This window comes from Leptothoe sp. LEGE 181152 (assembly GCF_032906605.1).
GTDB lineage: Bacteria > Cyanobacteriota > Cyanobacteriia > Phormidesmidales > Phormidesmidaceae > Leptothoe > Leptothoe turfae.
The window spans coordinates 779315-804684 of the sequence record NZ_JASATU010000017.1; the positions used below are offsets into that span (position 1 = coordinate 779315).

The following is a 25370-nucleotide window of genomic DNA, read 5'->3' on the forward strand; positions in this document are numbered from 1 at the left end:
TTATGGGAGCACCTAAAAACGAAAGCTTTTTGTATCTGATCTAACTGTTTTATTTATCCAAGAATAAGAACTATATTTGACTATTAATCCTCTAAAAAAGCCAAAATTAAGCTATAGTTTTAGCAGCTCAGAGAGGGATAATGAAAGATATATGTTCATAATAAAGAACACCAGAAGCCCTCTATTTCAATTGGTTGCAGCTACCTTTCTAGACAAAAGTCTAGTACCTATCTCCACCAAGGATGGCAAATCACCTTTATTCAAAGGATCTAGCAATTTGTATAGACAAAAGTCTAATAGTTATTTCCATTGAAAACCATTAGAAATTCTCTATAACTCACTGCGAAACTGAAAATTATATTCGTGATTTGGGCTGATTTACTACATCTTTAAAAAAGTTGCTGATAGGATTAAAGTTCAAGCAAGACAGGTGCTTTACCTAGCCAAAAACGATTAGCTTTGAAAATATTACTAATTATCAGTGGAGTGATATTAGTCCGATTGATCTCTAGAATTTATCATCAAAGCCATCATTGGTTAATTGTTAATTCGCATTAAGCTTTTGTTTTTAGTGCGAGATACTTTATTTGAGTTGGCTATAATCCTCTCTTACGTGGATGGTTTGTTGGTTAAACACTATTCATAGTCTTATTTATATTATTGATACTTTTTGGTTAAAGGACTGCCAATGCATTCCCCTTAACCACTATCCCAGCGTGTATTCATCTCAATCGAGAAGCGCTTAAAATCAGGAGCTTCTTGGCAATCATCGCACCCTTAAATACTGTTACCGATGGAAATTACAGAGCTGACTCAGCTGTTAAAGCTTCCCAACACAAACCTGGATGGATACTTGATTTTCAGCAATCAACAGTTGAGCTGGAAGCTCACCGTCATCCAAGGACAATTGCTCTACGCTGTGGATAATACACATGTTGTTCGACGCTGGAACAGAAACTTTGAAAAGTATTGTCCTAACGTGAGTTGGGCTAATACAGAAATACACCCCTCAACGGATGAGCCCTGGCAGATGCAGTGGCTAGATTTTGGAGTGAGTCAAAAACATTTAAGTTTGATTCGCGCCAAACTAATGATTCGTGCAATTATCCAAGAATGCTTATTTGAGTTAAGCCTGTGTAAGTTTCTCCAACATCACTGGCAGCCAAGCAAATTGTCACTGTCCCAAGTATCTCGAAGTCTGGCGCTATCCACTTGGGAAACCAAGATGACGCATCGTACAGTTCAAAACCTGCGACAGCAATGGCAGGCAACAGGATTAATGGGGCTTAACCCTAGCCTATCTCCTGTCCTGAAAACGTTTGTAGAACCACAAATATTGCAATTGCCCCAACAATATTTCACTGGTCGAAACACACTGTGGGATATTGCCGTAAAGCTTGATAAGTCCATTGTCGAGGTCACCCAGCATCTACTGCCCCTGATTAAGAATCAGGCATTAGAATTAAGGACTATACCTGACTTACCACTATCCAAAGCTAAACTCTCCATATCGCAGTCCTCAAAGACTTCAACTCGTTCAACAACGTCATCTGTATCCCGTAAATCAAGAACATTTTCGGCGTCGACCATTTCAGCAAAACTGGAAAAACCTGTCTCATCATTTATTGAGTCTGCACCGGCTCCCCAAGCCACAGATGACCAACCTCTAATTGCCTGCATTGATGACAGTCCTGTGCTGGCTCACAGTCTCAAGAAAATATTGGCTACGGCTGGCTATCGCACGTTGATTATTCAAGAACCCATGCAGGGTTTTTCTCAGCTGATTGAGCATGTACCTAGATTAATACTGTTGGATGTCATGCTACCCAACGCTGATGGCTATAATATATGTCGATTCTTAAGAGACACACCCACCTTTAAAAACACACCGATTATTATTCTGACTGGGCGCAGTAGACCCGTTGATCGGGCGCGGGCCAGTATGGCCGGTGCAACAGAATTCTTGGTGAAACCACCAGAGCCTAACGAACTGCTCAGTATGATTCGTAAATATCTCCAACCATTATCGAATTAGGGATGGGGTAATGGGGTGATTATTTAAATGAGGTGCCCTAACAGTTGAACCTATCGGCGGCTATTTCTTAGATGTAAGCACGAACGTAGCGTAAAAGCTCGCTAAATCTAAACGGTTTGGTGATGTAATCACTGGCTCCCAATGATAGGGATTGTTGTCGATCATTATCACTGTCTCGTGCTGTTATGACAATGATCGGTGTCTGCACCCCTTGAGAGCGAGTTGCACTAAGAATCGACAGACCATCCAGGTCAGGTAACCCTAAATCTAACAAAATGAGGTCAAAATTGTTTGAAGTGGCTAGCGATAGAGCTTGAACACCGCTTTGGGCCGTATATATTTCATACCCAGCCCGGCGAAACCCTTTCGTTAGAAAGGCTGTAATTTGAGGCTCATCTTCGACAATCAGGATAGTTGCCACTGTGTATTAAGGCTGTAGTAAATTACTACTTCATTACAGCAGACGGTGAAAGGCTCGGGCAACAAACTTAGATGTATTCAGTACTTGGGCGGTATTTATGGGATAAAAAGCCTAGAAAGATGGAACCACAGGAAATGATGGTTCAAACTTTATGCTGAATGTGAATTATTTAAATAGCCCTTGTGTTTTTGATCAAAAAATGTTTAAGAGCATGGGGTTGTACGCCAATACCCATAGAGTAATCAAGACGCCGAGCGCTAAAATTTGACTTGACAGTCTGTTGGGAATGCTAGTGTGGGCAAAATTTTTATATTGTTAGTGACGATACGTTTCCTTGGGGAATTTTGCGTCAGTAGGGCCGGAGCTTCCCAGAAAATGCTCGGCACACATTGAAAGATGTCAATAGTCAATATTGTTTTGTTTGGTGCCCAAGACTTGAGATGAAGAATAGTCAGAGAACATGGCGATTTGCCCCTAATGTATTGCAATCACTGATTGTGGCTATTTTGTGCATTGGCTTGGCTAGTGTGTCAGCCATGGGAGCGCGAATGCCTGCTTCGTTCCCACTACACTCTTCTAACGGAGGAGATGGGCAATCTAGTTTGGAATCTTCTTCTGAATCATCTCAGTCGTCATCCGACGTTAGGCTGATTGCCCGTGCTTTGCCTGGTGTCTATGCGGTGCCATCAACCTGCTCAGTCCCGATCATTCCTTCAATCATTACTGAAGAGGAAATTCAATTACGGCAGTATCAGACTGATTTTGCTAAATATATAGAGGAGCAAGCAGAGTTAGATCGCCAGGCAGCCCTAACTGCTAAACGGGATGTACTGTCGATTGAAAAATTTCGACTTGATTGCGAAATCATGGTGCTGCACGCTAAGCAGTTGCTGGAAGCAAAGGATATGGCATTACCTCTTTCTGAACCAACGGTAACCTCTCAGGAAGTTGCATTTCGGAAACGCCAGTTTCAAATTGCTAAGGAAATTGACAATGACGAAATCATTGCCCATGAGGCTGGTGTTGCATCTCTAAATCGAGTCTGGACTGCCAGACGTGAGCGCATAGATGCCGAAATTTTACTGCTCCAAGCTACGGTTCAGCAGGAAGCGCAGGATAGACAACGTGATTCTGCCATTAATCGAGAGCTAACTACAGATGACATCAATGGGGCTGAGGTTGAGTAGTCTTTAGCGTGTCTGATGGTGGTGATCGCAAACAGGAATGCCCCCGTATGTACTCAATGGTACCCATGGTGTTCTCTCCCTGGGGGTACCATTGCGAGAATATTCAATATTAATCTGAATTATTTCTGGGTACCACATTCAAGCTTCGCAACATCATATTTAAACCAAAAAGAAATGATTGATTAAAAAAGTTTCTGTAAACTTCACCGTTCTATCCGGATTGTTTCCTCCGACGATAACGTTTCCATAAACCCATCTTTACCTGGAAGCATTACTTTGTCTGTCGGGCTAGCGTTTACTACTGCTTGGGGGACACGGTTCTACTGAACTGTTATACGGAGCTAGTTATGCTCATCGCGTTGCCTGCTTTTAAAGTCAGGCTTCCTGTTTATCATGCCAAGTTTTATTCCTATCCGACGGGTACTGCTGATGAGGCTTGGGTGCAAGGTATAACTGCCCTGACAATGAGATCCTTCGTTCAAACGTAACAACAGTCGCCCGCCATGGGGAGCAGCTCATCAGCCTATCTTCTCCCCTGGGGCCATGGAAATGTAGTCCGCTAGCAATTATTTAATTTCTGGGAGAAACCATGACGGATTTTTTAGAGAGAATTGGTAGTTTTACCAGTGATATTGGTGCTGAGATTGCGGCCTTTGATTCAGCTACCAATGCTGTGTTCATGGTGAGTGGTGATACTGAAGTACAGTTGCTGAGCCTGGCTGACCCCCATAACCCTGATCTGCTTAGTGTGTTAGATGTTGCGGATTTTATTCCTAACATTGATGGGGTAAACAGTGTCGCGGTTGCCAATGGGGTGGTTGCGATCGCAGTTAGTGCTGACCCTCAAACCGACCCTGGTTTTGTCGCGGTTGCCGACATCGACGCTGTGATCGCGGGTGAGCCTAACGCATTCCAGGTTGTGCAGGTGGGGGCTTTGCCCGACAACGTTGTCTTTAGCCCTGATGGGACCAAGCTGCTGACCGCCAACGAAGGCGAGCCCGATGACGGTGTGGACCCCAACGGGTCCATTAGCATTATTGACATATCCGGTGGCTTGACCGGTATTTCTCAGGCAAGTGTCACCACTGTTGGGTTTGAAGCCTTCAACGGTCGTGAGAACGACCTACGGGCTGATGGTGTGCGCATCTTTCCCGATGCCACAGTTGCTCAGGATCTTGAACCCGAGTATGTGGCGGTTTCTCCCGATGGCACCCAGGCATTTGTCACACTGCAAGAAAACAATGCCCTGGCTGTGATCAATCTGGCAACGAATGAAGTTGAGGGGATTGTTCCCCTGGGGCTTAAGGACTTTAGTCAGGTAGGCTTAGATGCTAGCGATCGCGATGGCGGCATCAACATCGATACCGAACCTGTGTTTGGCATGTACATGCCAGACTCCATTGCCTCCTTTGAGGTGAATGGTCAAACCTTCTACATCACCGCTAATGAAGGTGATGACCGGGGAGATGCAGACGAAGATGCCCGTGGCGATGCGATCCGTGTGGGTGATTTAGGTGACGTTACCTCCTTTGGCCGTAGTGGATTGTCCCTCGACGAGCGCTTTGATCCAGCCATCGCTGACGACGAAAATCTGGGCCGCCTAACAATTTCCTCCATCGACGGCGACATTGATGGCGATGGCGACATCGATCAGCTGTTCTCCTACGGGGCTCGCTCTTTCTCCATCTGGGATGACAATGGCAACCAGGTGTTTGACAGCGGTAGCCAGATTGCTGAGATTACGGCTGAACTGACTCCCGATCTGTTTAATGCCAACGATGGTGACCCCGCTGAGGTTGACAACCGCTCTGACAACAAGGGGGCTGAGCCTGAGGCAGTTACGGTGGGCGAAATTGGTGGTCGTCCCTTTGCTTTTGTGGGTCTAGAGCGGGCTGGCGGGGGTGTGTTGGTGTATGACCTGAGCGATCCCACCAACCCTGAATTTGTGCAGTATGCCCGCAGTGATGAGGATATTGCCCCTGAGGGTTTGACCTTTATCTCGGCAGAAGACAGCCCCACCGGTCAGCCGTTGCTAACAATTGCCAACGAAGAGTCCAATACCTTCGCAGTGTATGAAACTAATGTGCAGGCTGCTACCATCTCTGAGATTCAGGGTGCAAGTCATGTCTCTCCGTTAGAAGGTGAGTTGGTACAAACCGAAGGTATTGTCACAGCCGTTGACTTCCGTGGCTTCTATGTGCAATCTGCTGTTGATGATGGCAATGATGCCACATCCGAAGGCTTGTTTATCTCCACTAGCGGCAGTCCCACCGTTAGCATTGGGGACGAGGTGCGTCTGTTTGGTGAAGTCAGTGAAGTGGTTTCTCGCACCAACGAACTCTCTACTACCCAGCTCATTGATCCAGATGTGGTCATCCTCTCCTCTGGAAATGATTTACCAGAAGCCACGGTGATTGGTGAAAGCGGCCGAGTTGCGCCCAGTGAAATTGTCATCAGTGATGATGAACTACCGGTCAACCTACAGGAACCCGGTGGCAACTTTGACCCCGATGAAGATGCCATTGACTTTTACGAGAGTTTAGAGGGCATGCGCGTTACGGTTGAGGATGCAGTGGCTGTATCTCCCACCCGGGTATTTGGTAGATTCTCTGCTGAGGCGGTTACCTTACCTAACCAGGGTGCAGGCGTCACTCCTGAAGATGGTTTGACTGCGCGGGGCAGCATTAATCTCAACTCTGGTCCTGATAATACAGGCGATCAAAATCCCGAGCGGGTGCAGATTCAGTTCAATCCCAACCTGTTGCCTGAGGGCTTTGATACCCCCGCCCTCACCGTGGGCGATCAGCTGGGTGATGTGACCGGTGTTGTTGGCTATAGCTTTGGCAACTTTGAGGTAAATGTTACCGAAGAGTTTGACATTACCCCCAGCGGTCTAGAGCAGGAGGTTACTGATCTGGTAGGTGGCGACAATGATCTCACTGTTGCTAGCTACAATGTGCTCAACCTGGCCGCCGACGGTACTGATACAGCACAGTTTGAACTGCTGGGTCAGCAAGTGGTTAACAATCTCAATAGTCCTGACATTATTGCTTTGCAAGAGATTCAGGATGACAGCGGTGTGACCAATGACGGCACCGTGGATGCGACGGCCACATTACAGGCTTTGGTGGATGCGATCGCAGCTGCTGGCGGTCCCACCTACGAGTTCTTCGACGTGGCTCCAGAAGATGGCACCCAGGGCGGCGTTCCCGGTGGCAACATCCGCAACGCTTACCTGTACAACCCCGACCGGGTCACCCTAGACTCCTTTGCCACTATCGATCAAGCCCCTGCCTTTGATGGCACTCGCCTGCCACTGGTGGCCAACTTTGAGTTTAACGGCAATCTGGTGACCGTGGTCAATAATCACCTCACCTCTCGCTTTGGTTCTTCTCCTGTTTACGGCGGACCTCAACCCTTTGTACAAGCAGGCGAAGAAGAACGCGAAGCCCAAGCTCAGGCTCTCAACGATTTTGTAGACAACATTGTGGCCACCAATCCCGATGCCAAGGTAATTGTGTTGGGCGACCTCAATACCTTTGAGTTCACCAACGACCTGGCTGAGATTCTGCCCGGTACTGGCGATGAGCGAGTGCTAACCAACCTGGTGGATCAAGCTGTTGCCGATGATGATGCCTACACCTTTATCTTTGATGGCAACAGTCAGGTTCTGGACCACATATTTGTCACCGACTCGTTGTTAGACGGAGCCGAATTCGACATCGTGCATGTCAATAACGACTTCCCCCGCGATGACAACGGTGCACAGTTTACTGACACTGTTGTGGCTAGTGACCATGAACCTTTAGTAGCAAGATTTACCTTAGAAGAAACTGTGACTGCACCCTCTACCTTTACCCTACAGCTACTCCATGCAGCGGACCAAGAAGCTGGCATTCCTGCTTTAGAAGATGCCCCCCGATTCTCCGCCGTCCTTAACGCCCTGCGGGATGACTTTGATAACACCATTACCCTGTCATCCGGTGATGCCATTATTCCTGGCTTGTTCTTCTCCGCCAGTGAAGAGGCTTTTGGCGGTGCCGGTCGTGCTGACATTCTGATTCAGAATGAACTCGGATTTGAGGCCATCGCCTTTGGTAACCATGAGTTTGACCTGGATACCGACCTGGTGCGCGACCTGATTGCCGGTGCTGAAGATGACCCCACGACACCAGATGTAGATGAGTCATTTGAGGGTGCTCTGTTCCCCTATCTCAGCTCCAACCTGGACTTCAGCACCGATGAAAATCTGGCAGACCTGGTAGTCCCCGACGATCAGGCTCCTGAGCCCAACAGCATCGCAGCCACCACGGTGATTGACGTGGTGGGTGAACAGATTGGCGTTGTCGGTGCCACCACCCCCACCATCAACAATGTGAATGTTCGCATCTCTAATCCTGGTGATGTGACTGTTTTACCCCAGCCGTTTGATGGTGTACCTACGTCTGAGCAGCTGGATGCCCTAGCAGCAGAGATCCAGCAAGACGTGGATGAGATGCTGGCCCTCAACCCTGGGTTGAACAAGGTGATTGTTCTCTCTCACATGCAACAAATTGGCATTGAGCAAGAGCTGGCCACGCGTCTAAGTAATGTGGACGTAATTGTTGCCGGTGGGTCTAACACCCGTCTGTTTGATGAAAACGACCGTCCCCGTGATGGTGACACTGACCAGGGCACTTACCCCATTTTCACCACCGATGCTGATGGTAATCCCGTCGCCATTGTCAATACCGATGGCAACTACAAGTATGTGGGTCGTTTGGTGATTGACTTTGATGAGAATGGCATCATTATCCCTGAAAGCTATGACTCTGAGGTGAGCGGTGCCTATGCCACTGATGAACAGGGTGTGGCTGATCTGAATGCAGAGAACTTGGTGGATCCTGACATTCAGGAGATTGTCGATGCCCTGGAAGAGGTGATTGTTGCTAAGGAAAGCAATGTCTTTGGGGTTAGCGATGTGTACCTCAACGGTGTGCGCGGCAGCGTACGCACCCAAGAAACTAATTTGGGTAATCTGACGGCGGATGCAAATCTTGCGATCGCAAAAGAAACTGATTCCGATGTCGTTATCTCCATCAAGAACGGTGGCGGTATCCGTGATGACATCGGTCGCGTCGTTGTTCCCGCCGGTGGCACTGGTGAGCCAGATCTGCTACCCAACGAAGAGATTCCTGGAGTGAAACCCGAAGGTGGCATTTCTGAAAACGACATTGTCAATAGCCTGCGGTTTAACAATGGCCTTACCCTGTTGACAATTACCGCCGAAGAATTGCTTGCCGTTATCGAACACGGTATTGCCGCCAGCAGCCCCGATGACAGCAATACCCAAGGACGCTTCCCCCAGGTAAGTGGTTTAGAATTTAGCTTTGACCTGACAGCTGACCCCAATGACCGGGTACAATCTCTAGTTGTTCTTGACGAAGACGGCAACGACGCCGATGTGATTGTTCAAAATGGTGAACTGGTGGGTGACCCCAGCCGCACCTTCCGCATGGTTACCCTTAACTTCCTAGCAGGCGGTGGCGATGGTTATCCCTTCCCTGACCGCGATGTAGTCCAGCTGGCCCAAGAAGACGATGCGGCCCGTACCGGTGCGGCCACATTTGCCCCCGATGGTTCTGAGCAAGATGCATTGGCAGAATATCTAGCCGCCAACTTTGGCACAGAGGAGACTGCCTTTAACAATGCTGATGCTGGTCGAGAAGAGGATACTCGCATCCAGAACCTGGCCTTCCGTGAGGATACCGTTATTGATGGCGGTAGCAATGGCGGCGGTAATGGCGGTGTTGAGCCCGATGCCGATGTTGTCGGTACCGACGCAGCTGATACCCTCGCAGGTGGTGAGGGTGACCAAACCATTAGCGGTGGCGATGGTGATGACATTCTTCGCGGTGACCTCAACAACCGCTATCCCCAGGGCCGTAGAGGTGGCGATGATGCCATCTTTGGCGGTGCCGGCAATGACCGTATCGGCGGTAAGGGCGGTGACGACCTGCTGTTTGGGGATGAAGGGGATGACCTGATCTGGGGTGACGACGGCGATGACCTGCTCCATGGCGGCGTCGGCAACGACACTCTCACTGGCGATAACTTCTCCGGTGGTCAAGGTAGTGATACCTTTGCCTTTGCAGTGGGTCACGGCACTGACACCATTACTGACTTTGAAGTGGGTACCGACTTTATTGGTCTGCTGGGAGATTTAAGCTTTGGAGCCATCACCCAGACAGTGCAAGGCAATGATTTGTTGTTAAGCACGGGGGGTGAGAATCTAGCTGTGGTTCAGAACGTAACAACTTTATTGGATGAGACGTCCTTTACTCAGCTAATTGCTTAATGCTCTATTAGCAGGCATTCAGAGTGGTTGGTTTAAGCGATAGCATCTTCTACCGCAAACCGATCGTCCCGAGTGCCTGCAAGGAGTGACTTAAAAACAGGTTGATGCGCGAGGCAATGACGCATCAACCTGTTTTTATAAGCGTCCCCTTCGACTCCGCTCATTGAAGTGTTGGCTAACTCTATTGGAGATACTATGCGTTAGGCTTGCCCATGCCCATAGGGTTATAGAAACGGTATAACGGTCAAAACAGCAGCTGCCTAGCCGTATAAATCCCGTAGGTAGATATATATGAAAGGTAAAGATTCCTTGGAGCAAGTAATGCGCGAGGAAAGTACAGGTGAGTCACTCCCCGTGCTCACCATTAGCAATTCCGATCGACTGCTTAACGATCCTGACTATCGAGGGCGGTGTGTTGAAAGCCTAGTTGAGATTGCGCTCAGTCTTGATAGTTATCAAGGTGCAAGGCGTGTCTTTATTCCATAGTGGATTAAACCAAAAGAGAGATAGTGGGAGAATCGGCGATAGCATAGCATAACAAATCGGTGCAGTAGTGATTTAAAGATGCTCGGTCGAATAACAAGGCTATTAATCATCGCTGAACTCAATCGTTCTGCGGCATCAATCATCGAAGGTACCCCTATGGGTACTCCTCAAACTATATCAATCCAGTTAATGTAAAAATTGCGACGGCATATTTTTTCGCTAGTTGCTTCGCTCGAAACGATGTCAGGGGATTATGTAGATTGGATAGTTTAAAAAATCAACATATTCGAAAAAAATCACTTACATGTTTAAAATTTAAAGTTAGGAAAGATATGGGACTTTTGACGGCCTCTAGGAACAACAGACACTAAAAAGCCTTTAATTATACCGTTACTGTTTCAGGAAAACAGCCTGACAAGTTATTGAGATTGGAGAAAAAATAAAGATAAGTTTTCATGTTATTCTCGGCAACTTCTGGAGACATATGGAAGGCAACTCAGTTAGAGTATTTATTTCTTACTCTCATAAAGATGAAGAACTGCGAGATAAGCTCGACACCCATCTGAGTAACCTACGTTGGGATGGTGTGATATCTAGTTGGTATGATCGTAAACTTATTGCTGGAACAGAATGGGATAACAGAATTAAAACTGAGCTTGAATCTGCTGATATTATCTTATTACTTATCAGCCCAGACTTTATTGCATCAAAATATTGCCGCGATACCGAGATCCCAATAGCACTAAAGCGACATGAGGCGAAGCAGGCTTCTGTTGTCCCAGTTATTCTGCGTCCGTTTGATTGGACTAGTGCACCTTTTGCTAAGCTTCAAGCATTCCCCAAAGATGCTAAACCTATAACTACTTGGGCCAATCAGGATGAAGCTTTTGTCAGCGTTGCACAGGGTATTCGGACAGCAGCCCAATTGATGCAGACTTATCGTAAACAACAAGCAGAGCAAAAGCAGTTAATTTGGTCCCAATATCTGCAAAAAGTTGAGGAGGTTCTTTCCGATGGTGTGATCTCGATTGTAGAAAGAGATACGCTAGATGAGCTTCGAGAAACTCTGGGCTTAACATTAGACGAGGCAGAAGAGATTGAAGCTAATGCGTATGAACCTTTTAGTAGGTATGAAGAGAGCCTGAATAAATACAAACAGACGCTTAATAGGCTAATTGAGAAGGGTTACTATCCCTTTAGTGGAGAGATTCAGAAGGATTTAGAAAATCGCCAGAGAGATTTAGGGTTAAAGCCTGAGGATGCTGCTAAGGCTTCAAAGCCAATCCTTGACCAGGCAGAATTACACTACCAAAGTAAGGGGCAGCGATTGACCAAACCTGAGGCATTACTTGAACAAGGGAAACAACGGGATCGAGAGCAAGAAAAGCGAAAAGCCGACAACCATAATTTTGAAACTTCAGAACTCCTTAGTAAAGAAGAAATTGCCCTTGACCTTATTAATAGACTATTCGATATTTTATCTACCCCTAACGCCGAGATAAGTATTCAAAACTTTAAAGAAATTGCTCATCAATCTTTACTTCGAAACGGTCAAATTGATTCAACTTTTCGTAAGATTTGCTTTAATGTGGCAATTACAAGATTGAATCTATATAAACAACCTATTGAAATTATTAGAAGTGTCTATACAGGAAGAATAAAGCTCGGTTTAAGAGGGGAGAAAGAAAATGGTAAAGAAGAAAAGTATACTATTGCTCGCAAAGAGGATTTAGGGGGAGTCGAGGGTAATATTCGTATCTTTTTTCCTGCCAACGGTAAGTTAGCCAAAATATCAGGTTTTAGTCTTTAAGGTAAAAGGGGAATCTGTATGAAATGTCCAAAATGTCAAACTGATAATAGACAAGATTCAAAGTTTTGCATAAATTGTGGTGAGTCCTTAGCAATTATTGCTCCTGTTGATGAGGGAGTTCGTAGATCTCCACTAGCAAACAAGAGGTATGCTCAAGGCAAAAATCCAGTTTTTGCTAGCGTTCTGTCTTTTTTCTTCATAGGATTGGGGCAAGTCTACAATGGTGATTTTCTGAAAGGAATATTTATGTTTATTGGTGTAGGGATTTTAGCCATTCCTACTGCTGGGATTGCCTGGTTTCCTATGGTGGTTTGGTCAGTTGTAGACGCTTATCGAGTTGCTAAAGGTGATCAAAGCTTATGGAAATAGTAAAGATAGAGGGGCTTAATCCTCTTGAGTATGAACATCCCTTGGATAAGAGGGCACTCGATACGTTGCAGAAAACGCCTGGATTAGACTTTTTCGTTAATAAGTTTTATGAGCTGGGTTTGTCGAAGCTGTTGCAGCTGCAATTAGTTGGTAGCAGCGTGAAAGTAACTCCTAGCAGTCTTCCTAATATTTATGAGGTGCTAGAGGATGTTTGTGAGACTTTAAACTTAAAGGCAACGCCAGAGCTTTATGTATGTTGTGATCGTTCGTTGATCGGTCAGTCTAGCGATTTTCAGGGAATTACTGTAGGAGTCGATCATCCACTAGTTATTATTAGTACTGAATGCATTGATAGTTTATCAAGGCGGGAATTGTTGTTTGTGCTTGGTTGCGAGATAGGTCGTATTAAGAGCCAGCATATTTTCTACAATGAGATCGCTGCTTTACTTCCAATTGTTAGTGAATTGGTGACAAGTGCAGTTGCAGTAGATTTTACTAAACCGATGACATCTGGATTGGGCTTTGCATTATTGCAGTGGTCTAGGTGGTCAGGATTTACTCTTGATCGAGCCGGACTTCTAGCCTGCCAAGATTTGACTGTTGCTATGAAAGTAATGGCAAAAATGGCAGGACTACCTAGAAAGTATTTTGATTCTTTTAATATTGATGACTTTGTCATTCAAGCAAGAGAATATGAGGGCTTTGGCGATACTACTTACACAAAAATTCTTAAAATGTTTAATTTAATGTCAAAAGATCAATCTTTCATTATTTCACGTGCAAGTGAACTCCTAAAGTGGACTGATTCTGGAGAGTATCAAGAAGTCCTAGAACGTCAAACAAAGATAAAGCCAGCACTACCAGCTAATTTCTGTCGGCATTGTGGATTTAAGCTTGAGTTTTCCAATACTTTCTGTCCAAGCTGTGGACAAAAAGTATCTACCTAAGCTTCAATTCCCTTTTCTTGGAGCTGCACAACTTAGTCGTTAGCTACTGTCAAATGTGATGTATGAGCACCTATCCACCATACTTAACTGTTAAGTGTGACGTATAACACCCTGTTTTCCCGGAGTTAGACGTCAAGAGTTGCCTATAAGTTCTGTAAATAAGGGTTTTATTACCTAAAACTGACGGATAAGATCCGGAAATATGGATCTTATCCGTCAGATCTGACACTGAATATATAGTTATCCGGCTTAAGTTATGGGTAGGGGCATATCCTGAAATTTATTTGTAGGCATTTCAGATTTTTAGAACTTTAAGCACCGATGAATTCGTTGATTCAGATGCAAGCTGTCATAGAAGCGCCTTATTACGAAGGTGAATTTCTTTGTCCTTGGCCGGTTCCATACTTCAAACCCTTTTCGCTGATCCATTTGTGCGGGAAAATGACATATTTAGAAATTGGTTTGGTTTTTGCTCAACTGGCTGAATATAATCAAATAAAACTTGAAAATGGCAAACAAGCTGTCTTAGAGCAGATCCTGGAAGCAGAGAGTTTAGTATTACCAGGTGGAATACAAATCGTATCTAAGAAAAAAGTTATTTCTCCAAGTTGTTGTTGTGGACTAGAAACATGGCGCGAATGGATAGACTTTCTGAAAACGGGCAATTCACCTTGGTTAGGGCACGATCCAAGTCCGTGGGTTGAGAGTCAAGGCAATGTCATTCGTGTTTGGTCAGATGGTGGTATCGAACCAACCACGAATGCGTCTTATATTGATGTTTTACGACCTTATTTTAAGAGGGCATTGATGCTTGTGGAACAAGAACTTCAGGCATTTCTGTTTTCTATCAAAAGCTGGGCGCAAGACATTGGCTTTACAGGGTCAAACGAGTTATTTCAGAAATTTGATGATTGTTTTAAGATTGGAAGGCGGCATATAGAAATTTAGAGTATGCCAGCCGTATAACAATTGCGGTGCAACGGATTGTAATCAGTCGCTGGCTATGAATGTAAAATTGATGACAACCGCTGACCGCAACCGTTATGCCAATTGGCGGATGAATACCTTAGGGTCAGGATATCATCGAGGCTCAAAAAACATGATCGATGACGCGTTGCAAATCACAGGAGGAGTTTGGTGCGTGGTGGCAAACATCAAACGCGATCACCCATATGGCGAAGGTGGTATTGAATCGAAATCTGGAACTAGACAATTTCGTGGCGGCACAAAGGTTTACATTGGCGGTTGTTACGCTGGGACTTGCGACGGTGTGGTGTGCGTTGGGCTTCATCGCAAGAGCCGAAAATTCATAACCTGCGTCGTTAGTGTAATGCACGTTGAGAATTTTCGCCCCAAGGTCGCGTATCATCCAGAAGTTGTTCGACGGCTAAAGGAAGATGAACGATGCTGGTTCCAGACTCAAGAGGATGTCCAGAACTGGGCCGCTGCATTTCCGAATTGGCAAGAGATTTGGCGACCGAACAAAACTTCCAATATGGATGAACCGACGCTATAACTATGATACGTTGTTACCTCTTTGGGTATCAATCGTGGCATAACATGACAATGGACCCAAGCCGCAGTTCGGGCCGCTTTTAATATTACATTTAATCGCTGCGACTGCTCCATCACAGGCGTTATACAGGTTTGAGCTTAAACGATCGCCCCTACCGTGAGTAGAACCCATGAAGGGCGATATCAACTCATCTATCCATCTCCTTGTACGTCATTATCTTTTGATTCAAAACAAAGAACGATTGTTCGTCGATTGGCCCTAGTTCGATGCTTGACAGTTTTGGGAATTGTCATCATTTGGCCCGAACTTAGCCTTTCAGTTCGATCTTCTAAATCAATGAATAATTCTCCATCAATGACAAAGAAAAATTCATCACTGTTAGTGTGAGAGTGCCAGTGAAATTCTTTTTGGGTAACGCTGAGTCGAACAACATGATCATTGATATCGCTGACCTCAAAGTTTTTCCACTCCTCTCTGATATCTTCTGTCAAATTGTTTATATCTAGCTTCTGTAGCTGCCCAAGTTGACCCAACATTATATTTCCTCCATTTATTCAAGACGTTAAATTTGTGAGCCCCTATAAAGCTTCGCCAAGGGTAGAGAGTGCGATATTTGTCATTGTGCTTTTAATGCCAGGGATTGCACGAAGATGATCCAGAAAATCCTGGAGAGATTTTGTTGAAGATGCATGAACTTTTAGAAGCAAACACCATTCACCAGTAACACGATGACATTCTTCAACAAATACTTCATCATTACTCAGCGCTTTGATCTCTGCAAATACTTCTGTGCAGGGAGTTAAATCAATGCCGATCCCAATGAAAACAGTTAAAGATAATTCAATCGCACTCCAATCTATTAATGCTGTGTAACCACGGATGACTCGATTTGCTTCTAATCGCTTGAGTCGTTCATGAATAGCCGGTCTAGAGAGATTCACGGCTCGTGCAATTTGCTCTTGGCTAAGCCGACTATTCTGCCGTAAAAGGCTGATAATCTGTCGGTCGGTTATATCCATCTCTAGAATTATCAAACTAAAGTTGTATACATAGGCAATTTTATCAACGCTTCGTCATCAAACTTAAGCCCTAAAATATATTGTTGTAAATAAAAATACTCAAAGTCTGACGAAACGTCATTTGCTGTAGGGGCAATATCTGTTTAAGCAGCTCTGGGCTGACGAAACGTCAGCTTGGGATAAGAGAGTGAACCGCATAACACTACGTTGGAGCGGTTTGAGCGGAAAGTATCGGCTAAGATTGGAAAGTACTGCACAGCCGCACAACTTCGACGTTAGCTGTCACTGCTGAGCTTGTGCTTAGGGCAGCCATGGGTGCTGTTATCGCTGGCTAAACATATGCCTCCTAGGGGTATAGATCTTCTTTAGATGATTTGATAGTTTGAGGCTGTGTTAGTCACAGTATCAAGCTTATGCTTTTAAGCTGTCGCATAGTTGAAATGCTGCATAAATGCATTTTTTGAACTGTTGACTGCGTCTCAATTCTGCCTGTCCATAGGCAGCATATTTTGTTTTGTTGAGAGAGGATTCAGAACTTATGGCTTACAAGCTTCCGGTTTTACCTTACGACTACACCGCTCTTGAACCTTACATCTCAAAGAGCACCTTGGAGTTTCACCACGACAAGCATCACGCAGCTTACGTCAGTAAGTTCAATGCCGCTGTTCAAGGGACAGACTTAGACAACAAGCCCATTGAAGATGTCATTAAAGCAATCGCAGGCGATGCTGAAAAAACCGGAGTGTTTAACAACGCTGCCCAAGCTTGGAACCATACCTTTTATTGGAACAGCATGAAGCCAAATGGTGGCGGTAAGCCCACAGGCGATTTGGCCAAGAAAATTGAGACTGATTTTGGTAGCCTTGAGAAATTTGCAGAAGCTTTCAAAACTGCTGGGGCCAGTCAGTTCGGCAGTGGCTGGGCTTGGTTAGTCTTGGATAACGGCACACTCAAGGTGACAAAAACCCTGAATGCCGATAACCCCCTCACCCATGGACAGGTTCCTCTACTGACCATGGATGTCTGGGAGCATGCTTACTATTTGGATTACCAAAATAAGCGACCTGACTACATTGGAGCCTTCTTAGATAACCTGGTAAATTGGGATTTTGCCGCTCAAAACCTCGCAGTGGCCTAAGGAATACAGAGTCTATACTATCTTCTTCAAATCCTAGTGCCAATCTGACTCTGTAGTTTGGCTTGAGGTCTTACTACACAGCTCTACCTCAGCGGGGTGGAGCTGTTCAATAATGCTTATACAACCTAGTCATGATGTTGAACCCTGATTTCCCTCATATTATTTGGTCGTTTACTTACCGAGAATGGCGGCTAGATGTAGACCAAAGTGAGGAAAACGGTCAAATCTTTTATTCCGTATGGGCGAATTACAAGATGGGCTGTGCTGTCGCTGTCCCCTGTGCTTTAACCCGAACAGATGCTATCAAGAGAGCTAAGAAATACGTTGATGCTCGATTGAGGCACCCTTCTATCAATATTGTGTGAGTGTGTGAGAACGAAATGGTTTAATCATGATAATGACCTTTCTTGCTTATCGGAGTTAGTCAGAAATATCAGTTGAACAGAAAAGCTCGCTCCATTTTGAAAGATCGTCAGGGCGATCTTTGTTACCATTCCCCTCGCTACGATGACCGCTGAGAGTTTTCTGTTTATGGTTTTGCTTCGCTACAATAACGGTCTTATACTTTGAGTGATTCTCTTCAGAATGCGCTGGCGGTCGGTCGGACAATAATTTCATTTACGTCAACATCGTCGGGTTGAGATACGGCGTACAAGACAGCTCTAGCGATCGCATCTGGGATGAGTGAAATTTTGCGAAATTCCTGCAAAGCGTCTTTTGCCGACGATTCCGTAATGTCAGAGCCCAGTTCCGTGTCTACTACACCAGGAGAGATCGTGGTAACGCGAATAGTCTGCGACTCCTGACGTAGTCCTTCCGAGATTGCCCAAACGGCATACTTAGTGGCGCAATAGACTGCGCCAGTCGGGACGACAACATGCGCGCCGATCGATGCCGTATTGATGAATTGTCCGCCGCCTTGCGCCTCCATGATTGGCAAACCGGCTGCAATTCCATTTAACACGCCGTGAATGTTGACATTGATCATCTTGTCCCACTCCTCGACTTTGAGAGCATTCATGGGGGAGAGTGGCATGATGCCCGCATTGTTGAAGATGACATCGACGCGACCAAACTGGTCTTTAGCAAAGTGAATAAACGCTTTCATATCCTCACGGTCGGTGACATCCAAAGCTTTGTATTCTGCTGTGCCACCTTGGGCACAAATCGCTGCGACAATTTTTTCTAGCTTTTGGGTTCGTCGTGCCCCTAGAACAACTTTCGCACCGTTCTGGGCCAGCAACTTGGCGCTCACTTCGCCAATACCACTACTGGCTCCCGTGATAGCAATGATTTTGTTTTTTGCATTTAACATGATGACTTTCCTTATGTACGACACAATGGCTCGAACCGGCAATAGAGCCATTGCCTTATCCTTTCATTGCGTTTTTGGATGAGTTCATCATAGGTTTGGCGCAGCTAACTCTAAATACACAAACCTCGCAGATCATTGCCTAATTTTCTCAAGCATGCGATCGCTGACTATGAAGCCGTGAACGTTCATAACCTGTAAATCCAACGTCGCTAAGACTGTATTGCCCATAGCACCGGATCCACAGGGTCAGGAAAAGTAGGCATAGTCAGCCTTAATCCTCCGCTAGCTTTGGATTTTTTGGGTTTTGCCCATGGTGAAGGCTTCATAACTTATTTTTATTTGCCCTTACTAAATTTGACATCCTCTTGATACTTACAGCTTTCAATTTAGTTAAAGTCTTACCAGGGTCAGCATTTTCGCGTAGGAATTGTTTAGCCGTTTTACAGAAACCATGACTGATCGCCTGATACACTCGGGAGTACACCAATCAACACCTGCCTTTATTGCCTTAGCTGATGGTGAGCAGGTGGTGCAAGACGACACTATTATTGATTCCACGGCTACTGCCATCGTGAATTTCATTCTGGCTGAGGATGGTAGTGGTCTGACTTACAAGATTCAACTCAACGGCCTAGCCCTCAAGGAAGATCCCCTCAGCCGCACAGCAGATAACGATGTTACTAAAATCCACTTCCATATAGGTGCACCCGGTACCAACGGTGGACATACCCTAAATATTTTTGGACGTCCTAGTGAAGACGACGATGATCTCGTTGTTGACTATGAAAACGGCATCATTACAGGTCTCTGGGAAGATAGTGACGCTAGAGACCTGAATGGTGATGGCGATACGGATGATGGTCCCGAGTCAAAACCCCTCAGCGATTTTCTTGAGGCTCTGAAGGCTGGCGAACTCTATATCCAGGTTCACGATGTGGCATCTGATAAGTTGAGGACGCCCGGTGCAGTGCGCGGTCAGATTACGCCTCTAAAATCAGAAAACAGCTTTACTCTCTTGGCTGAAGGTGAAAAGGTGGTGCAGGATACCGCAATTCCTGATGCAACGGCCACGGCCACGGCTACGTTTACGCCCCTCAAAGGGGGTGAGTTGCTGGCCTATCAAATCGAATTTGATGGTCTAGATCTAAAAGAGGATCCAGCTAGCCGCACGGCAGATAATGATGTTACCAAGATTCATGTTCACCAGGGAGGTGAGGGCCAAAACGGTCCCCACGCTCTGAATATCTTTGGGAAGCCTAGCGAAGACGATAATAATCTTCTCGTTGACTATGGGAGTAACGTTATTACTGGTGTCTGGGGCGATGATGATGCCACTGACCTAAATGGTGATGGGGATACCGATGATGGTCCTGAAACCAAACCCCTGAGTCAACTGATTGACGAGCTAGAGGCGCGTCAGCTTTATCTACAGATTCATGATGTAGCTGCCGATAAGCTAGGTACTCCAGGGACTATTCGGGGGCAGCTGGATACTTCGGTGACTGAACCCAAGGCATCATCGCAGGAGATTTTTGTTGCGATCGCAAACGGCCCCCAGGTTGTTCAAGATCCAACCATCACCGATGGCACCGGCACCGCCAAAATCACCTTTATCCTGGCAGAAGACGGCAGCGGTTTAGCCTACCAAATCAAACTCAACGGTTTCACCCTCAAAGCAGATCCCGCCGCTCGCACCGAAGACCACGATGTTACCAAGATTCATATCCATGCGGGTGAACACGGTGCCAACGGTCCCCATACCCTGAATATTTTCGGGTTACCCAGCGAAGACGACAATAATCTCGTGGTGGACTACGAAAACGGCATCATTACCGGCATGTGGGACAACAACGATGCCACCGACCTAAACGGGGATGGTGACACCGATGATGGTCCTGAAACCAAACCCCTCAGCCAGTTTATTCAAGCACTGCGGGCCGGGGACCTTTACATCCAAATCCACGACGCCGCTGCCGACAGACTGGGCACACCCGGCAGTGCCCGTGGCCAAATCACCCCCATCGACTCATTTGACAAGGGCATCATCAAAGCGGTGGGGGACGACCATGACGTCAGCGACTTAAGGGGTGATGGCGACACCAGTGACCCCAATGAGACCCAACCTCTTAGCCAGCCGATTGATGAACTAGAAGCTGGGGATCTTGATCGCCAGATCCACGACGTAGTAGCTGATCAGCTAGGCACACCGGACACCATTCGCGGTCAGATTGAACAACCTCTCAAGGCAAATATCTTTACTCTGGTAGCCGATGGCGCACAGGTGGTTCAGGATGCAGTAATTCCTGATTCCACTGCCAGAGCAACCGCCACCTTTATCCTGGCAGAGGATGGCAGCGGCCTCGCGTACCAAATCAAACTGGACGGGATTACCCTAAAACAAAACATTACTGATCGCACTGAACTCAATGATGTTACTCGCATTCACTTACATGTAGGTCCTGAAGGCAAAAATGGTCCCCATACCCTAAATATTTTTGGGCTACCCAGTGAGGATGACGACAATCTTGTGGTGGACTTTGAAAATGGCATCATCACTGGTATTTGGAACGATAGCGATGCCACCGATCTAAACGGAGATGGTGACACCGATGACGGTCCAGAAACTAAACCCCTCAGCGAGTTTATCAATGAGCTGCAATCCGGCAAACTCTACATTCAGATTCACACTGCTGAGTCCGACAAGTTGGGAACTCCCGGTGCAATTCGCGGGCAAGTGACACCCTTGTTCGACTCAGACAAACCTTTGCTGACGACGCCACCGACAGAAACCATTATTGGTACTGATGCTGGTGACACCATTGTTGGCGGCCCAGGTAACCAACGTATTCGCGGTAAAGGTGGCAATGACACCTTAAGGGGCGGCCCCGGCAACGACCGGATTTTGGGGGACGATGGCCACGATATCCTCAAAGGCGGCACGGGTGACGACACCCTCAAAGGTGGAGATGGCAACGACGAGCTAGAGGGTAGTACCGGTAACGATCTGCTTAACGGTGAGGCGGGTAATGACAAGTTGTTTGGTGGCCAGGACAATGATGCGCTCAAAGGCGGTAATGGCGATGACATCTTGAAAGGTGGCATGGGCGACGACTATATTTCTGGCAACAATGGCGATGATTTCCTCCAGGGCGGCATTGGTGACGACACCTTGAAAGGCGGCAGCGGTAACGATGATCTAGATGGTGGTGTTGGTGACGACTCGCTGAAGGGTGAGGCGGGCGACGACAAGCTATTTGGTGGCCAGGGCGATGATACCCTTAAAGGCGGCAACGGCAACGATGTTGTAAAAGGTGGTATGGGTAACGACCATCTTTCGGGTAACGTCGGCCACGATATTATTCAGGGTGGTATCGGTAACGACATCCTAAAAGGTGGCGAAGGTAACGACGTGTTACTGGGTAGTTCAGGCAATGACGTCTTAGACGGTGGTGCTGGTGATGATCAGCTCTCTGGCGGTAAAGGCTATGACACCTTTGTCTTGATGATTGGCGGCGGTATTGATACCATCACTGATTTTGCAGTTGACATCGACCGCATTGGCCTATCCAGCGGTCTGAGCTTTAATCAACTCACCCTATCGGGGAATGACATCATTGCTGGCAACGAAGTGTTAGCAACTCTGAAAGGTGTGGCCACAGAAGAGCTTACAGAGAATAGCTTTACCAATCTCTAGATTCTGTAGCGCTAAAACAAACGCAGCTGAGGGCTAACTCAGCTGCGTTTGTTTGCATTCACTTCAAAGACCAAGCTAACACTACATAAAAGAAGCTATTGTTGAGAACCGCTGGAGAATACCCCTTTTTACAGATATTTACCTAGGAAATCTAAAAATACAATTAAAACAGCCAGGGATCAAGGACGCATACATTCCTGTGCGCATAGGTTATATTCTTTGATAAAAGCACTTTTATAGCTTTTATCAATAGTTGTCTTTGTAAAAATACTTACACTCTTTAACTAGTTAAAATCTCCCATTAACCTCCCATTAACCTGTAAAAAGTTTGTTTGTGGAACCATAGGCTGTAGGGGATAAATGGGCTGAGCCAGATTACTGGTGCTGTCTGATTTTTTATTACACAAGTACTGCCAAATATGTTGGCTAATCGTCTTTCTATGTGGTCTAGCAAGCTCTTGCTAGGCGGTATCTCTATGGCAGCCTGCCTTGCTGGCACGTTTTCCATAGGTGCGTTTTTCGAATCAGCTTTAGCGAATTCAGATGGGCCAGTTCTTTTGGAGATGCCCATTTATAGTCGGACATCTAGCGATGACTTGATTAGTCGCGCTGAGTCTATGGTGAGCCAAGAAATTAACCAGCACTTTGATGCCGATCCCAGCTTGGCTGCGATCGAAATTGTTGTGTTGGGTAGTCGTAATGGCGATGTGATACCAGTTTTAACCACAACCGTTTCTCGGACACAGTGGCAAGAGAAACCGCAAGTAAGTGCTTGGACCAAGTACTACAGCGCATATGCTTTGATTCGACGACATGATAGCCAGTCGCCTCCCCAGGTGGCCGCTTCGCCATCTCGTCGTTCCTCGCCTGTTGCGTCGCGGGGGATTGCGACCCAGTTTGATCGACAGTTTGACGCCGGTCGACTGAATGGTAGAACTGTGCAGTCCTATGTGGATTTTGTGGATTAGCTGTTCACAACAAGGTGTCTTTGGTAAGAAAGGCTTCTCATTAGGAGACTGCAACTTGTCAGCTCTGAAGGGTCAGCTATGGAGGGTTTAAGCCCCCGTTCTTTGATAGTGCAACTACGATTCAAGAGAGGAGATCAAATTTCCATGCTTCATGATGAAATCCCCAGCAATCGCTCGGGCAATCGCCCTTTCCATGATGTATTGAAGGCAAACATGTCACGGCGCAATCTGTTAAAGCGCAGTGCTGTCTTGTCTGCCGCAAGTTTTGCTAGTGCGCTTGTAGGCAACGGTTTAACCAGTAAAACCGCCGCTGCAAGTTCTCCTGGAACTAGTTTAACCGAGTCTCTTTTTGCTCAGAGTCTTAGCCCTGACATTGGCTTTAGTCCAGTGACTATTGCAGAGGCTATTGTGGACAGCAGAGTGCCCCACATCTCCTCTGATTATCAGTACGATGTCCTGATTCCTTGGGGAACTCCACTGGAGTCTGGCGTCCCAGAATATGCAGGGGATCCGGTCAACCGAACTACCGCTGATGCTCAGCTAAAGCAAGTGGGTATTGGTCACGACGGGATGCACTTCTTCCCTGAGAATGGCACCAGCAATACAAAGGGTGTACTGTGCATTAACCATGAGTTTGGCCGTACTCCCCATGTCCTGGGCAAGGATCTTCCTGAGTCGCTGGCAGATGTTCGCACGATGGAGCATGCCCACGGCGTTGCCTGTGTGGAAATTCAGAAAGTTAACGGTACGTGGCAGGTTGTATTGGACAGCCCCAAGAATCGTCGAGTCACCTTCAACACACCGGTTGCTTTCAGCGGCCCTGCAGCCAATAGCTCTCTATTGCAAAACCCTGCTGGTAATGAGTTCAAAGGAACTGTCAATAACTGTGCCAACGGCTTCACACCTTGGGGCACTTACCTGACCTGTGAAGAGAACTTTAACGGTTACTTCAACAACTCTCAAGTCGACCAGTCTAACCCTCCCGATGATCCTGCGTTGGGTGAGGGGAGCCCTCTCACCGGGGCTGATGAGCGCTACGGTGTAACGGCTGAAGGCTTTGGGTATGCATGGGGCGGTAACAATGGCACCGTTTTTGATGTCCGTTGTGATACCTCTAATCCTGGTTATGTGAATGAGCGTAATCGTTTTGGATGGGTTGTGGAAATTGATCCAGAAAACCCAACTGCAAAGCCTGTGAAGCGGACGGCGATGGGTCGCTTTAAACACGAAGGTGTTGGTGGGACCGTGGGTGCAGGTGGTCGTTACGTTGGTTACATGGGTGATGACCAGCGCTTCGACTACTGCTACAAGTTTGTGTCTCAGGCAAGTTGGCGTTCCATGGTTGCTCGCGGTCTGAGTCCATTGGACTACGGTAAGCTATATGTCGCGAAGTTCAATGATGATAATACCGGCGAGTGGATGGAAATTACATACAGTAATCCTGCCATCCGTGATGCTGTAGACGAACAGGGACAATCTCTATTTAGAAATCAGGGAGACGTCCTGGTATTTACTCGTGTGGCGGCTGACATCTTGGGAGCAACTCCCATGGATCGTCCTGAGTGGGTAACCGTCGGACCAACTGGTGATTGTTTCTGGGCGATGACCAACAACAGCCGACGTGAAACAGCGGATGCTGTAAATCTCCGGGCACCCAACCCCGATGGTTACATTCTGAAAACACGGGACTCAAATAATCACGTTGGCACCACATTTACCTGGGAACACGTCATCTTTGCAGATGAGACCCACGCTGAAGGCGATGAGCGGACGTTTAGCGATCCCGATGGTCTATGGGCTGACCCCGATGGGCGTTTGTTCATTGAAACCGATGGTGGTCAGCAGAAGGGGCTGCAAGACCAGTGCTTGGTTGCTAATCCTGAAACAGGTGAGATTCGTCGTCTCTTTGTTGGTGTGAGTGGTGATGAAATCACTGGTGTCGCATACACGCCTGATCGCAAGACTCTGTTCATCAATACCCAGCATCCTGGTAACGGCGATCCAGTAGCAACCAACTTCCCGGCACCGACGGATGGTATTACAATTCCTCGCGATTGTACGATTGTCATCACCCGTAAGGATGGCGGCATTGTTGGCTCCTAATTAGTATCCCACCCTGTTCTGGTTT

At 46.6% G+C, this 25370-nt stretch carries 16 protein-coding genes and 1 pseudogene; 13 read left to right on the plus strand and 4 right to left on the minus strand.

Annotated features, from left to right (window positions below):
- Positions 1 to 793 precede the first annotated feature (793 nt).
- Complete coding sequence (locus tag QGP82_RS11550; protein WP_163659310.1) at positions 794 to 2035, plus strand: response regulator; 1242 nt, start codon at positions 794 to 796, stop codon at positions 2033 to 2035.
- 67 nt (positions 2036 to 2102) lie between these two features.
- On the opposite strand, the gene QGP82_RS11555 is transcribed toward QGP82_RS11550, so the two are convergent.
- The gene (locus QGP82_RS11555) at positions 2103 to 2456 is read right to left on the minus strand and encodes a response regulator transcription factor (RefSeq protein WP_499059186.1); all 354 of its coding nucleotides are present in this window, start codon (positions 2454 to 2456) and stop codon (positions 2103 to 2105) included.
- Between the two features lie 440 nt (positions 2457 to 2896).
- Between QGP82_RS11555 and QGP82_RS11560 the strand changes: the two genes are divergently transcribed.
- The 8 genes and pseudogenes from QGP82_RS11560 to QGP82_RS11595 all read left to right on the plus strand — a co-directional run bounded on the left by QGP82_RS11560 (position 2897) and on the right by QGP82_RS11595 (position 15108).
- Positions 2897 to 3643, plus strand: a complete 747-nt coding sequence (locus QGP82_RS11560; RefSeq protein WP_163659312.1) for a hypothetical protein — start codon at positions 2897 to 2899, stop codon at positions 3641 to 3643.
- A 589-nt stretch (positions 3644 to 4232) separates the two neighbouring features.
- Positions 4233 to 9980: a choice-of-anchor I family protein gene (locus QGP82_RS11565; RefSeq protein ID WP_499059190.1), complete on the plus strand. Its 5748-nt coding sequence runs from the start codon at positions 4233 to 4235 to the stop codon at positions 9978 to 9980.
- A 291-nt stretch (positions 9981 to 10271) separates the two neighbouring features.
- A pseudogene (locus QGP82_RS11570) lies at positions 10272 to 10466 on the plus strand (ACP S-malonyltransferase); the annotation flags it as partial.
- A gap of 484 nt (positions 10467 to 10950) precedes the next feature.
- Complete coding sequence (locus tag QGP82_RS11575) at positions 10951 to 12276, plus strand: toll/interleukin-1 receptor domain-containing protein (protein WP_499059192.1); 1326 nt, start codon at positions 10951 to 10953, stop codon at positions 12274 to 12276.
- A gap of 18 nt (positions 12277 to 12294) precedes the next feature.
- Positions 12295 to 12645 (plus strand): zinc ribbon domain-containing protein, encoded by a 351-nt coding sequence (locus tag QGP82_RS11580; RefSeq protein WP_499059194.1) that lies wholly within the window; start codon positions 12295 to 12297, stop codon positions 12643 to 12645.
- Positions 12636 to 13592, plus strand: a complete 957-nt coding sequence (locus QGP82_RS11585; protein ID WP_499059196.1) for a M48 family metallopeptidase — start codon at positions 12636 to 12638, stop codon at positions 13590 to 13592. The genes QGP82_RS11580 and QGP82_RS11585 overlap by 10 nt, the downstream gene beginning before the upstream one ends.
- 321 nt (positions 13593 to 13913) lie before the next feature.
- On the plus strand, positions 13914 to 14540 hold the full coding sequence (locus tag QGP82_RS11590; RefSeq protein WP_499059198.1) for a hypothetical protein: 627 nt from the start codon (positions 13914 to 13916) through the stop codon (positions 14538 to 14540).
- 193 nt (positions 14541 to 14733) lie between these two features.
- Positions 14734 to 15108, plus strand: coding sequence for a hypothetical protein (locus QGP82_RS11595; protein ID WP_499059200.1), 375 nt, complete (start codon positions 14734 to 14736; stop codon positions 15106 to 15108).
- A gap of 191 nt (positions 15109 to 15299) precedes the next feature.
- Here the strand turns inward: QGP82_RS11595 and QGP82_RS11600 are convergent, their stop codons facing one another.
- Both QGP82_RS11600 and QGP82_RS11605 read right to left on the minus strand, forming a co-directional pair.
- Positions 15300 to 15644 carry a cupin domain-containing protein gene (locus QGP82_RS11600; RefSeq protein ID WP_163700180.1) on the minus strand — a complete coding sequence of 115 codons (345 nt, stop codon included), beginning with the start codon at positions 15642 to 15644 and terminating at the stop codon, positions 15300 to 15302.
- A gap of 42 nt (positions 15645 to 15686) precedes the next feature.
- Positions 15687 to 16127: an Lrp/AsnC family transcriptional regulator gene (locus tag QGP82_RS11605; RefSeq protein WP_499059202.1), complete on the minus strand. Its 441-nt coding sequence runs from the start codon at positions 16125 to 16127 to the stop codon at positions 15687 to 15689.
- 538 nt (positions 16128 to 16665) lie between these two features.
- Between QGP82_RS11605 and QGP82_RS11610 the strand changes: the two genes are divergently transcribed.
- Complete coding sequence (locus tag QGP82_RS11610; protein WP_163700187.1) at positions 16666 to 17265, plus strand: superoxide dismutase; 600 nt, start codon at positions 16666 to 16668, stop codon at positions 17263 to 17265.
- 580 nt (positions 17266 to 17845) lie between these two features.
- Here QGP82_RS11610 and QGP82_RS11615 read toward each other — a convergent pair.
- Positions 17846 to 18580 (minus strand): SDR family oxidoreductase, encoded by a 735-nt coding sequence (locus QGP82_RS11615; protein ID WP_499059204.1) that lies wholly within the window; start codon positions 18578 to 18580, stop codon positions 17846 to 17848.
- 451 nt (positions 18581 to 19031) lie between these two features.
- On the opposite strand from QGP82_RS11615, the gene QGP82_RS11620 reads away from it, so the two are divergent.
- From QGP82_RS11620 to QGP82_RS11630, 3 genes are all read left to right on the plus strand, one after another.
- Positions 19032 to 22274, plus strand: a complete 3243-nt coding sequence (locus QGP82_RS11620; RefSeq protein WP_499059206.1) for a CHRD domain-containing protein — start codon at positions 19032 to 19034, stop codon at positions 22272 to 22274.
- Between the two features lie 476 nt (positions 22275 to 22750).
- Positions 22751 to 23242 carry a hypothetical protein gene (locus QGP82_RS11625; RefSeq protein ID WP_163659320.1) on the plus strand — a complete coding sequence of 164 codons (492 nt, stop codon included), beginning with the start codon at positions 22751 to 22753 and terminating at the stop codon, positions 23240 to 23242.
- 144 nt (positions 23243 to 23386) lie between these two features.
- Positions 23387 to 25345: a PhoX family protein gene (locus tag QGP82_RS11630; protein WP_499059208.1), complete on the plus strand. Its 1959-nt coding sequence runs from the start codon at positions 23387 to 23389 to the stop codon at positions 25343 to 25345.
- Positions 25346 to 25370 lie beyond the last annotated feature (25 nt).